Consider the following 14,049-nt stretch of genomic DNA (forward strand, 5'->3'; position numbering starts at 1 on the left):
ACGTAGACGCGCTATATCCATAATATAGCGCCCATACAGAGACACAGTGTTAAAACACTGAATCTGGATGCCTCACTTGTCCCTATCGTCTAGAGGCCTAGGACATCGCCCTTTCACGGCGGTAACCGGGGTTCGAATCCCCGTAGGGACGCCATATTCAAGATCATTCTTGTAGTGGTCTTAGTAAAAAACCCAAGCATTATGACTTGGGTTTTTTATTGCCTAAAATTTAATGTAATTGCTTTTTTGCTTTCTACGCTATTCTGATTAAAATAACCTATAAATTAAAATTTGGAGTTGTAATGCAATACCGTTGCCCAAAATGCCAAAGTGCAAAACTTTTACCCGTTACACAACCTGGTCAAACAACTGCACGCCCTGTTGTGCCTAAAAGCTTAGTTTTTCTTATTCCTGCAATTTTAATTTTATTGCTTTTAGTTTCAATTAGCGTTGCGATGTGGGCATTTGGTAATGGCGCAGGTGAAACATTGCAACTTGCAACAATTGTAATGTTCTTTGCATGCGTTATTGCAGGCTTCTTGTTCTACCGTGATTTACCAGACTTTAAACTTTCAATGCAAGCATTCATGCAAAGTCAAAAAAAATGGAAATGCCGTGACTGCAATCACGAGTGGGAAAGCTAAGTTAGTAAACTCATAAAAATGTAATAAAAAAACCAGCCCTAAGGCTGGTTTTTTTAATTAGAACTAAAACTTAGTTACCAATTTTGCGATATTTTTGACGCTTAGCAACTAAATCATCACCATCACGTTTTTGACGGTATGCTTCGAATTCAGCATAGTTACCTGTAAAGAATTCAGGTGTTTGACCTTCAAATGACAAGATGTGCGTTGCAATACGGTCTAGGAACCAACGGTCATGCGAGATCACCATTACTGTACCAGGGAATACAAGAATTGCATCCTCAAGTGCACGTAAAGTTTCAATGTCCAAGTCGTTTGATGGTTCATCGAGTAAGATTACGTTTGCACCCATTTGTAAGATTTTCGCAAGTTGTAAACGGTTACGCTCACCACCTGACAATTGACCTACGCGTTTTTGCTGATCTTGACCTTTAAAGTTAAAACGACCGATATATGCACGAGATGCAATTTCGTAATCGCCAATCTTCAAGATATCTAAACCGCCAGAAACTTCTTCCCAAACAGTTTTGTCGTTATCTAATGTGTCACGAATCTGACCTACATAAGCAACTTTAACAGACTCACCAAGAACTACAGAGCCTGTATCTGGTTGCTGTTCGCCAGTCATCATGCGGAATAAAGTTGTTTTACCTGCACCGTTTTCACCCACGATACCAACAATGGCAGCAGGTGGTACAACGAATGATAAATCTTTATAAAGCGTACGATCACCAAACGATTTACTGATGCCTTCAACTTCTACAACCTTGTTCCCTAGGCGTGGACCAGGTGGAATGTAGATTTCTGAAGTTTCATTACGTTGTTGGAATTCACGCGAGTTAAGCTCTTCAAAACGCTCCATACGCGCTTTGTTTTTCTTTTGCTGACCTTTCGCATTTGAACGAACCCATTCAAGTTCTTTTTTCAATGCTTTAGCAAAAGATTCTTCTTGCTTGTTCTCTTGTTCTAAACGAGCATTTTTCTGCTCTAACCAAGAAGAGTAGTTACCTTGGTATGGAATACCCATGCCACGGTCAAGTTCAAGAATCCATTCCGCAACGTTATCTAAGAAATAACGGTCATGCGTAATTGCTACGATAGTACCTGGGAAGTCTTTCAAGAAGCGTTCTAACCAAGATACAGAAGATGCATCTAAATGGTTCGTCGGTTCGTCTAGAAGCAACATGTCAGGTTTAGAAAGCAATAAACGGCAAAGTGCAACACGACGGCGTTCACCACCTGAAAGCAACTTAACGTCTGCATCCCAAGCTGGGAGGTTTAACGCAGCAGCAGCTTGATCCATTTGGTTGCCAAGGTTATGTGCATCCCAAGCATGAATAATTGCTTCTAACTTCTCTTGCTCTTTTGCAAGTGCATCAAAGTCAGCATCTTCAGCTGCATATTCAGCGAAAACTTCGTCTAAACGAGCTAAAGCATCAAGCGGCTCACGTAAACCATCTTCTACGTTACCACGAACGTCTTTAGTTTCATCTAAAGGTGGCTCTTGCTCTAGATAACCGATTTTAATACCCGGTTGTGCACGAGCTTCACCAGAGAAATCTTTATCTACGCCAGCCATAATACGAAGCAAGGTAGATTTACCTGCACCGTTTAAACCAAGAACACCAATTTTAGCGCCTGGGAAAAATGATAAAGAGATGTCTTTTAAGATTTCGCGCTTAGGCGGAACCATTTTAGACACACGGTTCATCGTGTAAATATATTGGGCCACGTAGGACTCCTCAATAGAAAAACCAAACTGGAGATATCAACAACCTATCCCCTTACTCAAATGAGCAGAAAAAATAATCGACCATTATACGATGAAAGTCCTGAAAAAATAAGGCATCTCGGTCAACTTCATCACTTTGTTGTAAAAAGTTTTTCGATTACAAATTAAGCAAATTATTAAATACTGAATTTCTTGCATTTTCACTTGAAAACATTTCAGCGTTATTCACTTTAAATATAAATATTTCAATAAATAAGCGCTTTATTTCATAAAAAGAAATGTTAAGATCGATCAAAATTAACACATGAAGATGAAATAAAAATGACGTATAAAGATGAAACTTTAGCCATTCATGCAGGTTACAGCCCTGAGCCTACAACCAAAGCTGTTGCTGTGCCTATTTATCAAACCACATCGTATTCATTTGATAATACACAACATGGCGCAGATTTATTTGATTTGAAAGTTTCAGGCAATATTTATACGCGCATTATGAACCCAACTACTGCGGTGCTTGAACAGCGTGTAGCTGCTCTTGAAGGCGGTATTGGCGCATTAGCATTAGCTTCTGGTATGGCAGCTATTACTTATGCTATTCAAACCATTACTGAAGCAGGCGACAACATTGCATCTGTATCTACACTTTATGGTGGAACATACAATCTTTTTGCTCATACTTTGCCAAAACAAGGTATTGAAGTTCGCTTCTTCGATTATCAAAAGCCTGAGAGCTTACGCAACTTAATTGATGAAAAAACCAAATTGGTTTTTGTAGAATCTATTGGTAATCCACTTGGAAACATCATTGATTTAGAAGAAATTTCAAAAATTGCACATGAATATGGCGTGCCTGTTATTGTAGATAACACGGTTGCAACACCTGTTCTGCAAAAATCTTTCGAATTTGGCGCAGATATTGTTGTGCATTCTTTAACGAAATATATTGGCGGTCATGGTAATTCTATTGGCGGCATTATTGTCGATAGCGGTAAATTCCCTTGGGGCGACCATGCCAAGCGCTTCCCTGCTTTAAATACACCAGACCCAAGCTATCACGGTGTAAATTATGTAGAAGCATTAGGTGCAGCAGCATATATCGCACGTGCGCGCGTTGTACCCTTACGTAATACAGGCGCTGCAATTAGCCCTCAAAATGTGTTCTTAATTTTACAAGGTTTAGAAACTTTAAGCTTACGCATGGAACGCCATACTGAAAATGCGCTCAAAGTTGCGGAATATTTAAAAGCACATCCAAAAGTGAAATGGGTAAATTACGCAGGCTTAAAAGACCATCCACAACATGTGTTAGCGCAAAAATATGTAAAAGGTAAACCATCTGCAATTTTATCTTTTGGTGTTCAAGATGGTTTAGCTGGCGGAACTCGCTTTATTGATGCTCTTCAATTATTTACACGTCTTGTAAACATTGGCGATGCAAAAAGTTTAGCTTGCCATCCTGCAACAACGACACACCGTCAATTGAATGAAGAAGAGTTGAAAACTGCTGGTGTAAGTATTGATATGGTGCGTTTATCTATTGGTATTGAACATGCAGATGACTTAATTGCAGACTTAGAACAAGCGCTCGCACAAGTCTAAGTTCCAACCAAAATCCCTTTTATTGCATAAATAAAAGGGATTTTTCACATCTAAGATATTGGTTTTACATAAGCTTCATGCTAAGAATAACAATTAAGCAATGAATATAAAAATACCAATCCAAAGCCACTTTAAGCTTTAGCATGACAAACTGAATATAAAAACAAGCTTTTTTGATATTCATTAAGCTCATGCATTGCTTTAAACTGCCATTCTTAATAAGCGATTGAAACCTTGAAGTCTTCAATATTTCAGTCAATTTTTATCAGGGATATAAAGCTGTGAACACCAAATTAGAAAAAGCCTTTAAGCAAAAAGTAAATGGAAAAACTGTCCTCATTACAGGTGCATCAAGTGGTATTGGTTTAACCGTTGCCCATAAACTTGCTGATGCTGGCGCACGCGTACTTCTTGTTGCACGTACCGAAGAAACTTTAAATGAAGTGAAGCGTGATATTGAAGCTAAAGGCGGTCAGGCTTTGGTTTTCCCATGCGATTTAAATGATTTAAATTCTATTGATGAAGTTTCAAATCAAATTTTAAGTTCTGTCGATCATATTGATATTTTAATTAATAACGCAGGTCGCTCTATTCGTCGAGCAGTGCATGAATCTGTAGATCGTTTCCATGACTTTGAACGTACTATGCAGCTCAATTACTTTGGCGCTATTCGTTTGGTAATGAATATTTTACCGCAAATGATGATTCGTCGAGATGGTCATATTATTAACATTAGTTCAATTGGTGTATTGGCAAACGCCACTCGCTTTTCTGCTTATGTTGCTTCAAAAGCTGCGTTAGATGCATTTAGTCGTTGTTTATCCGCAGAAGTGCATTCTCACAATATCGCCATTACCTCTGTATATATGCCACTTGTACGCACCCCAATGATTGCACCAACTAAAATTTACAAATACGTTCCGACATTATCGCCAGAACAAGCAGCGGATTTAGTTGCTACAGCAATTGTTAAACGTCCGAAAAAAGTAGCGACAAACTTAGGTCGTTTAGCCTCTATCACCTACTCTATTGCGCCAGATATTAATAATAAATTAATGTCTATTGGCTACAACTTATTCCCAAGCTCAAGTGCATCTGTAGGACAACATCAAAAATTAAATTGGGTACAAAAAGCGTATGCTCGCTTGTTCCCTGGTGAGCATTGGTAAAACCTAAAAGATCATTTCATTACATTCAAGCACTTTAGTTTGAATGTAATTTGTGACGATTAATTTTTTATAGCCAACTGTTTTCATGCTATAAACATCGTGCTTTTTATCTTGTCTATTGGTTTTATGCGAATACTTGGTTTTGTTTTACAGTTTGCTTGTGTAGCTTTCGCACTTTATCTTAGTTATAAAGTTGGCGTGTCTTTGTATCAAAATAACTATGAGCTTATGGAGCTTGTTGCAGATATTGGTACTATTTTAATTTGTATCGACTTGGGTACGTTCTTATTCTCCACGAACAATAAAGGTGGTTTAAGCCTTGAGCAGTATGCAAAACAAATTGATCAACCACCTTCAAAGCTTATTAGTGTGACTCGCAAACTTGGTCACTTAGGTATTATGCTGATTATTTGTAGCTGGATTGTTCCGCTCATATAAAAAATTAAGAAATAAAAAAACCTCCCAAATGGGAGGTTTTCTTATTTAACAGTTAAAGATTACTTCGAACCTTTAATCCCTGCTTGTAATAACAATGCACCTAAACCACCAATTTTTTGCTCTTGTGGTTTTTGGTTTTGAGGTTTCTTCGCTTGAGGGCGATCACCTTGAGGACGTGCATTTTGCTGACGTTTTGTTTGTGGCTTACGTTCAGCACGTTGCTCATTATTTTGCTCACGACGTGGCTGACGAAGTGCTTTAGCAGGCGCTTCAGAACCTTCAGGACGCATAGACAAGTTTACGCGGTTACGCTCAACATCTACATTTAAAACACGTACTTGAACAATTTGACCTGGTTTAACCACTTTATGCGGGTCAGATACAAATTCATTCGCAAGTTCAGAAATATGAACTAAACCATCTTGATGAACACCAACATCCACAAATGCACCAAAGTTCGTTACATTGGTAATCACACCTTCCAATTGTAAGCCTTCCGTCAACTGTTTTACTTCCGTAATATCTTCACGAAATTTAGCAGTACGGAATTCTGGACGTGGGTCACGACCTGGTTTTTCAAGTTCAGCCAAAACGTCTTTAATTGTAGGCAAACCGAACTTATCATCCACCAATGCTTCAGCATCAATTTGACGAATAATTTCAGAATTACCAATAATATCTTTTACTGTTGTTGCTTTCGCTTCAACAATCTTGCTGACTAATGCATAAGATTCTGGGTGAACCGCAGAAGCATCAAGTGGCTCTGAACCATCTTGAATACGTAAGAAGCCCGCAGCTTGTTCAAAAGTACGTTCGCCTAAACGTGGTACATTTTTCAACGCTTGACGGTTGTCGAAACGACCGTTTTCTTTACGGAAATCTACAATTTGCTGTGCAATTGATTTATTCAAACCTGCGATATAACCCAAAATTGCTGAAGATGCAGTATTTACATCTACACCAACCGAGTTCACACAGTCTTCAACGACAGCTTCTAGCGTTTTCGCTAAACCTGCTTGGTTTACATCATGTTGATATTGACCCACACCAATCGACTTAGGATCAATTTTCACAAGCTCCGCTAAAGGATCTTGTAAACGACGCGCAATAGAAACCGCACCACGAATTGAAACGTCAAGTTCAGGTAACTCAGCCGATGCTAATTCAGATGCTGAATAAACCGATGCACCCGCTTCTGAAACAGAAACACGTGTTAAGTTTAGGTCTGCATTTGCAGTCATCATTTCAGCTACAACCGCTTCTGTTTCACGGCTTGCAGTACCATTACCAATCGCAATAAGTTCTACATTAAACTCACGGCAAAGGCGCGCAAGTTCAGCAATTGAACCTGCTTTATCTTCTTTTGGAGCAAATGGATAAATTGTGCTGTGTGCAAGTACATCACCCGAAGCGTTTACAACAGCAAGTTTCACACCTGTACGAATACCAGGGTCAACACCTAAAGTTGTACGCGCGCCTGCAGGTGCAGAAAGCAATAAATGACGTAAGTTTTCAGCAAATACATCCATTGCTTCAGTTTCTGCATTTAAACGCTTTTCTGTTAATAATGAATGTTCGATGCTTGGACGAACTTTACCTAACCAGAAGAGTTTTGCAGTTTGCTTTAAAAACTCTTGACGGCTTTGTGGCTGTACAGTTTCTAAGTCGTATTCAGTTTCAATACGGGCTAATGGCGCAGCATCTTCACCATCTACTTTTAAACCAAGTACATTTTCTTGACGACCACGCAACATTGCAAGTAAACGATGCGATGGCACTTTATTTAGATTTTCAGAGAAATCGAAGTAATCGCGGAATTTCTTACCAACTTCTTTTTTCTCTTCACTTGCAACTAAGCTTTTTAAAACTGCTGTTTTTGCAAATATTGCTTTTAATTCTGTTGTTAAACCAATATTTTGCGCCCAATCATCAATTAAAATGTGTTGGATTGCGTCTAATTGGCTTTCTGTATCTGCATAATCTTCATGGCTAAAACCAGCTAAAGCTTCTGTAGGATCTACCGCTTCTTTAAAGATTTTTTCTGCAATAGGACCCAAACCAGCTTCTTTGGCTTTAAATGATTTGCTCGTACGTTTTGGACGGTACGGTGCATAAATTTCTTCTAATGCATTTTTTGTTTCAGCAGCATTTACACGCGCAAGTAAATCATCAGACAATTTATTTTGTTCTGTTAATGACTCAATTACTTTTTCACGACGTTCAAACAAGTCGCGTAAATAAGATAACCGTGTATCAAGCTGACGTAATTGCGTATCGTCTAAACCTTGCGTTACTTCTTTACGGTAACGTGCAATAAATGGAACGCTTGCGCCATCATCAATTAACTTGATAGCAGCTTCAATTTGATTAGGACGTACGGCAATCTCATTTGCCAACTGCTGAACTAAGTCAGTCATCGTGTTTAATTCCACAAAGGATAAGGACTAAAAGTTAGTGATTATAAAGACCAAGACCATAAAATCCACAATTGTTTTTAAAATTACTAAAGAAAAAAACTATAAAAGCTTACTTTTCAATATTTTTTTCTGTGCAATCAGCAATTTCATGTTCTTTGCCTAAAAGTGACTGCTTAAATAAAACAATCTGATCAATTTTACACCGAGTTAATTTAACTTGTCCTTGCATTAATGAACTAAAGTGAGTTTTTCATCTTTATTGAAACAAAAAATTAATGTAACAAGACCTAAAACTTTAAATTGAAATATCATGCTTTTATGATTTAGAAACACAAGATAGGCTAAATTATTTTCAGATGTTGTTTTTTAGTTTAAATAAGCCCTTTAAATTGTAATTTTGAGCAAATTGATACATAGTCTTAACAAGAGCTTAGGCATTATACTGAGATTAACGAATATTTATAATTTACAACATTTAGGGAGTGCATCATGAGTTTAGTTGTACCTGCTGAAAATACAGATGTCGTACATAACGAAACTGATCGTGTCGAACGCATTTTAGTGGTCGATGATGATGTGCGTCTTCGCACATTACTCCAACGCTTTTTAGAAGATAAAGGCTTTGTAGTAAAAACTGCGCACGATGCAGCGCAAATGGATCGCCTACTTCAACGTGAACTTTTCTCGCTCATCGTTTTAGACTTTATGCTTCCCGTAGAAGACGGTTTAAGTATTTGTCGACGCTTACGTCAATCGAATATCGACACACCTGTAATTATGCTCACTGCACGCGGTAGCGATGCTGACCGTATTGCTGGCTTAGAAGCTGGTGCAGATGACTACTTACCAAAGCCATTTAATCCAAATGAATTACTAGCTCGTATTCGCGCAGTATTACGTCGTCAAGTTCGTGAAGTGCCTGGCGCACCTAGCCAACAAATGGAAGTTGTGAGCTTTGGTCCTTGGTCTTTAGATCTATCTACACGTACTTTAACGCGTGAATCTCAAGTTGTAACTTTAACAACAGGCGAATTTGCCGTTCTTAAAGCACTTGTTCAACATCCACGTGAACCACTTACACGCGACAAGTTAATGAACCTTGCTCGTGGTCGTGAATGGGGTGCAATGGAACGCTCTATTGATGTTCAAGTTTCACGCTTACGTCGTTTAATTGAAGAAAACCCTGCTCGCGCACGTTATATTCAAACGGTTTGGGGCGTAGGTTATGTCTTTGTTCCAGATGGTGCTGAATAAAAATTTGTCTTTATGTAAGTGATGAAATATCTATTACATAAGTTTTAAAAAGCCATTCTCAACTTTTAAAATCTTGTTAAATCTATGTTTTAGATGACATATAAAAGTTAAGTGAATGGCTTTTTTTGATTCATTCAGAATAAATGGTACGAATCTTTCGAAGATACCAAATCGATTTACTTTCAAATCTCGAATAACCATCTGCCATTAAAAAATATAGCTAAAGGAATCAGGTGTGAAACTCGAACCAATTGATCCACAAAATTTCACAGAATATGAAGCTTATTCGGAAAGAAAACGTACACCTTGGGAACGCTTTTTAGACAAAATTAAGCCTCGCTCAGCCGCAATGCGTACAGCTGTTTTAGTTGTATTTGTCGTTTTCTTTAGCTTATTCATGTCATTGTGGTTCTTTTGGCGCACTCTGTATTTACCTGAAATACAACAACACGCACGCTATTTAGCAATTGAGCTTGAATTGCTTAGAAGCAACGACATTAAAATCACGTATAAAGATAAAGAAATTACTCCGCATGAATGGCTAAATACACGTGCAGGTCTTGAATACGTTACCGACCCTGAAAAATTTCCTAATGTTAAAGATAAAATTGTTGCAGAAATATTTACAAGTAGAATCGAAGAAAGCTTAGCCAAAGAATTAAATATTGATGCTGCAACAGTTTATTTCCAGTTTAAACCTAGCCCTCAAATTTGGATTCAAACACCAGAAATGAATGGCAATTGGGTTCGTGAGCCTTTAGGTACTTATGCGAACTATAGCCCTGAACTTATTCTTATGTGGCTACTCGGCGTTCCATTATTTTCAGCCATTATTATTTTAACGCTTGTTCGTCAGCTCAATAGACCTTTAAGACGCTTACAAAATGCGGCAAATAGTTTCAGTAAAACAGGGACAGCACCTTATTTAGAAACAAATCATGGTCCGCTTGAAATTCGCCAAGTAAACCAAGCATTTAACCAAATGATTTACACCCTAGAGCAAACAGAGCGTGACCGACGTATTATGTTGGCAGGTATTTCACATGATTTACGCACGCCCCTCACACGCATTCGCTTAAGCGCAGAAATGATGCCTGATGAAGACTTTCTTAAAGAAGGCTTCATTTATGATGTAGAAGATATGGATGCGATTTTAAATCAGTTCATTTCATACATGCGTGATGGCTCAGATGAAGAAACTCATGACACCGATTTAAATGCAGTTTTACAAGAACTCATTATTCAGTTTAAACCGCTAGATATTCGTTTTGAACCAGCAGACCTACCTATTATTCAAGCTAGAACACTATCACTTAAACGCTTGATTGGTAACTTAATTAACAACTCAAAACGCTATGGTGCAGAACCTATTGAGCTTTCAGCAAGCATTGAAAATGAAAATATTTTCATTCATGTTGCAGATAATGGTGATGGTATTCCTGAAGATCAAATTGAAGAACTTATGCAACCTTTCGTTCGTGGTAACGAAGCACGTACGATTCAAGGAAGTGGTTTAGGTCTTTCTATCGTGAAACGTATTGTAGATATTCACCAAGGCGAACTCACAATTAAAAACCGAGAACAAGGTGGTCTAGAAGCAATTATATCTTTGCCTATAAATTTAGTTGAAAAAACAGACATGCCAACTGTGAGTCGCTTCGAAAAATTAAAGCAAACTTTGACAGAACATTTCTAAATGGTGGCGAATAGTTAATCAAACAGTTTTGGTTAACTATTCAGCATTAATATTTTTTACATTAAATATCAACAACATAAAAACCATCATATTTTTTTATACCTTCATTTTTTCAAAAAATTAGACCTTAGCCTAACAGGTATGTAAATTGGCTTTTTGAACGGTACAATCCGTATCAGTTCAAGATTTTAACGAGAGTAATCCATGTCTTTAGATCGTATCCGTTTAGCAAGTCTACATAACAAAGTAATCAGTGCTGAAGAAGCTGCCAAGTTTATCAAAGATGGTATGACTGTAGGCATGAGTGGCTTTACTCGTGCAGGGGAAGCAAAAGCAGTTCCTTTAGCTTTAGTAGAACAAGCAAAAAATAATCCTTTAAAAATCACTTTAATTACTGGCGCAAGTCTTGGTAATGATTTAGACAAAAAGTTAACTGAAACTGGCGTTCTTGCACGTCGCTTACCATTCCAAGTAGATAACACTTTACGTAAAGCCATCAACAAAGGCGAAGTAATGTTTATCGATCAGCATTTGTCTGAAACTGTTGAGCAAATGCGTAATGGTCAGTTGAAAAAAACTGAACTTGCAATTATTGAAGCAGTTGCAATTACTGAAGATGGCGGTATCATTCCAACAACTTCTGTAGGTAACTCTGCAAGCTTCGTTGAATTTGCTGATCAAGTTATTGTAGAAATCAACACTAACTTAAGCCCTGCTTTTGAAGGCTTACACGATATCTACATTCCACCTATGCGTCCTACACGTGGTGCTATTCCACTAACTGAAGTAGATCAACGTATTGGTACTAGCGCAATTAAAGTAGATCCTTCAAAAATTGTTGGTATCGTAATTAACAGCGAATTACATGACTCTCCATCTACAGTAACTGAACCAGATGATGAGACTCAAGGTATTGCAGATCACTTAATCGCATTCTTTGAAAAAGAAGTTTCTGAAGGTCGTCTTCCAAGAAGCTTAGGTCCATTACAAGCAGGTATTGGTTCTATTGCAAACGCAGTGTTAACAGGTCTTAAAGATTCTAATTTCGAAAACCTAATCATGTATTCTGAAGTACTACAAGACTGTACTTTCGAATTAATTGATGCAGGTAAAATGATCTTTGCTTCAGGCTCTTCAATTACGCTTTCTGAAAAGTATGGCGAAAAAGTATTTGGTAACATTGAAGCGTACAAAGACAAACTTGTTCTTCGTCCACAAGAAATTTCTAACCACCCTGAACTTGTACGTCGTTTAGGTATTATTGGTATCAACACTGCGCTTGAGTTCGACATTTACGGCAACGTAAACTCTACTCACGTTTGTGGTACTAAAATGATGAACGGTATTGGTGGTTCAGGCGACTTCGCACGTAATGCACACATGGCGATTTTCGTAACGAAATCTATTGCTAAAGGTGGCGACATTTCTTCTATCGTTCCGTTCGCATCTCATATTGACCATGCAGAACACGACGTAGACGTACTTGTAACTGAACAAGGTCTTGCAGATTTACGTGGTTTAGCACCTCGTGAACGTGCTCGCGCAATTATCGATAATTGTGCTCACCCAATGTACCGCGATGCATTGAATGACTACTTCACTCGTGCATGCGAAAAAGGCGGTCAAACTCCTCACATCCTTCGTGAAGCGTTATCTTGGCACTCTAACTTCGAAGAGCAAGGTAAAATGCTTGTAGAAGCGAAATAATTTTTTAAAACATTCGTTTTAGCATATGAAAAACGCCCTTTAGGGCGTTTTTTTATTTCTTAAAATTTGGATAAGTACTGTTTACTATTCATACAATTTTAACTAATCTCAAACTATCCTTATTCGGTCACTTTTAAACAAATATGTTTATTATCAGACAATTTGCAGAAACAGATTTAGACGATATTATTTCACTTTGGGAAATTTGTGATTTAACACGCCCTTGGAATAGTCCTGAAATTGATATATTCAGAAAAGTTGCTCAAAAGGATGATTTATTTTTAGTCGCAGTAAAAGATAACGAACTTATCGCCACGCTTATGGGCGGTTACGATGGTCATAGAGGCTGGTTAAACTATTTAGCGGTTCATCCTCATGTTCAGCGCAATGGCATCGCTACAGCGCTTATACAGCAGCTAGAAAAGCGTTTAATCGCACTTGGTTGCCCAAAACTACAATTACTTGTTCGAAAGGACAATATCGACATACAAAGCTTTGCAGAACAACTTGGATATGAAGAGGATGAAGTTGTTTGTTTCGGAAAGCGCCTTATTTCAGATTGAATATCTTTAGAAGTTTTAACGCCCTATTCTTAATAAAATAGGAAACTCTATTTCATAAGATACGTCCTGTTCTGTTAGCGCCATTTTTAATGTAGCGAGAGGATCATCTTCATTTTTCTTTTTATAATGTTTAATAGCAGACCATGTATTCAAATAATCGAGTAATTGCGCTGCCGACCAAGAATATTCCATGCTTAATTTAGGCACATCAATTTCTTGAAAAGGAAATGGAATTTTTAAATATTCTTCATCAATATATTTACGTTCAGCATCCCAATAACCTTTTAACGTTTGGTAATACAGTTTTTGAACTAAATCATTAATTCGCACATCTTTAATTTCCAACAATCCATAACCAACCACAGCAAACACACCATCTGGCTTTAGAACACGCTTTACTTCTTTATAAAAAATATCAAAGTTAAACCAATGAATGGCTTGTGCGACCGTAATCAAATCGAAATATGCAGATGGAAAATCATTTTCTTCCGCAGGTTGCGCTAAATACTCCACATTGCTGAATACAGGTGCTTGATCTAATTGCTGTTGACTTAAATCAGTTGCAATCACATTTGAAAAATATGGACTTAATAATTGGGTAAATTGTCCTGAACCTGCTCCACAATCCCAAGCAAGCTCTTTATGTTCAACGTGTTTTAATATTTCATTGATGACACTTTGTGGATAATTTGGACGTGCCTTTTGATACAACTGACTTTGGCTTGAAAATAAATCTTTCATTTTTAATTTAAATATTTATGCTATTTGAAATTTTAATTTAGCAACTTTTCACGGCAAAACAATGCTTGATATAAATTTTAAGCAATAAA

At 37.6% G+C, this 14,049-nt stretch carries 11 protein-coding genes and 1 tRNA gene; 9 read left to right on the forward strand and 3 right to left on the reverse strand.

The genetic code is table 11. From position 1 onward, the window contains the following. Positions 1-78: 78 nt before the first annotated feature. Together SKM54_RS02705 and SKM54_RS02710 are read left to right on the forward strand one after the other, a co-directional pair. A tRNA-Glu gene (locus SKM54_RS02705) sits at positions 79-154 on the forward strand. Between the two features lie 148 nt (positions 155-302). Then, the gene (locus SKM54_RS02710; protein ID WP_321088957.1) at positions 303-644 is read left to right on the forward strand and encodes a hypothetical protein; all 342 of its coding nucleotides are present in this window, start codon (positions 303-305) and stop codon (positions 642-644) included. 70 nt (positions 645-714) lie between these two features. On the opposite strand, the gene ettA is transcribed toward SKM54_RS02710, so the two are convergent. Continuing rightward, positions 715-2,376 carry an energy-dependent translational throttle protein EttA gene (ettA, locus tag SKM54_RS02715; RefSeq protein WP_321093903.1) on the reverse strand — a complete coding sequence of 554 codons (1,662 nt, stop codon included), beginning with the start codon at positions 2,374-2,376 and terminating at the stop codon, positions 715-717. A 321-nt stretch (positions 2,377-2,697) separates the two neighbouring features. Between ettA and SKM54_RS02720 the strand changes: the two genes are divergently transcribed. The 3 genes from SKM54_RS02720 to SKM54_RS02730 all read left to right on the forward strand — a co-directional run bounded on the left by SKM54_RS02720 (position 2,698) and on the right by SKM54_RS02730 (position 5,582). Then, a complete protein-coding gene (locus SKM54_RS02720) occupies positions 2,698-3,975 on the forward strand; it encodes an O-acetylhomoserine aminocarboxypropyltransferase/cysteine synthase family protein (protein WP_321093906.1) in 1,278 nt (425 codons plus the stop codon). A gap of 281 nt (positions 3,976-4,256) precedes the next feature. Then, a complete protein-coding gene (locus SKM54_RS02725) occupies positions 4,257-5,144 on the forward strand; it encodes an SDR family NAD(P)-dependent oxidoreductase (RefSeq protein WP_171501222.1) in 888 nt (295 codons plus the stop codon). A gap of 126 nt (positions 5,145-5,270) precedes the next feature. Further along, on the forward strand, positions 5,271-5,582 hold the full coding sequence (locus tag SKM54_RS02730) for a hypothetical protein (RefSeq protein ID WP_321087628.1): 312 nt from the start codon (positions 5,271-5,273) through the stop codon (positions 5,580-5,582). A gap of 59 nt (positions 5,583-5,641) precedes the next feature. On the opposite strand, the gene SKM54_RS02735 is transcribed toward SKM54_RS02730, so the two are convergent. Continuing rightward, positions 5,642-7,999 carry a Tex family protein gene (locus tag SKM54_RS02735; RefSeq protein ID WP_321093911.1) on the reverse strand — a complete coding sequence of 786 codons (2,358 nt, stop codon included), beginning with the start codon at positions 7,997-7,999 and terminating at the stop codon, positions 5,642-5,644. A gap of 489 nt (positions 8,000-8,488) precedes the next feature. On the opposite strand from SKM54_RS02735, the gene ompR reads away from it, so the two are divergent. From ompR to SKM54_RS02755, 4 genes are all read left to right on the forward strand, one after another. After that, complete coding sequence (gene ompR / locus SKM54_RS02740) at positions 8,489-9,253, forward strand: osmolarity response regulator transcription factor OmpR (RefSeq protein WP_154772257.1); 765 nt, start codon at positions 8,489-8,491, stop codon at positions 9,251-9,253. A 235-nt stretch (positions 9,254-9,488) separates the two neighbouring features. Then, positions 9,489-10,949: an ATP-binding protein gene (locus tag SKM54_RS02745; protein WP_321093913.1), complete on the forward strand. Its 1,461-nt coding sequence runs from the start codon at positions 9,489-9,491 to the stop codon at positions 10,947-10,949. 204 nt (positions 10,950-11,153) lie between these two features. Then, positions 11,154-12,656 carry an acetyl-CoA hydrolase/transferase family protein gene (locus SKM54_RS02750; protein ID WP_154772258.1) on the forward strand — a complete coding sequence of 501 codons (1,503 nt, stop codon included), beginning with the start codon at positions 11,154-11,156 and terminating at the stop codon, positions 12,654-12,656. Between the two features lie 143 nt (positions 12,657-12,799). Then, complete coding sequence (locus SKM54_RS02755) at positions 12,800-13,219, forward strand: GNAT family acetyltransferase (protein WP_321087521.1); 420 nt, start codon at positions 12,800-12,802, stop codon at positions 13,217-13,219. Positions 13,220-13,234: 15 nt separating this feature from the next. Here the strand turns inward: SKM54_RS02755 and SKM54_RS02760 are convergent, their stop codons facing one another. Next, positions 13,235-13,960, reverse strand: coding sequence for a class I SAM-dependent methyltransferase (locus SKM54_RS02760; RefSeq protein ID WP_321093916.1), 726 nt, complete (start codon positions 13,958-13,960; stop codon positions 13,235-13,237). Positions 13,961-14,049 lie beyond the last annotated feature (89 nt).

The sequence above is a fragment of the Acinetobacter faecalis genome (assembly GCF_034187745.1).
Lineage (GTDB): Bacteria > Pseudomonadota > Gammaproteobacteria > Pseudomonadales > Moraxellaceae > Acinetobacter > Acinetobacter faecalis.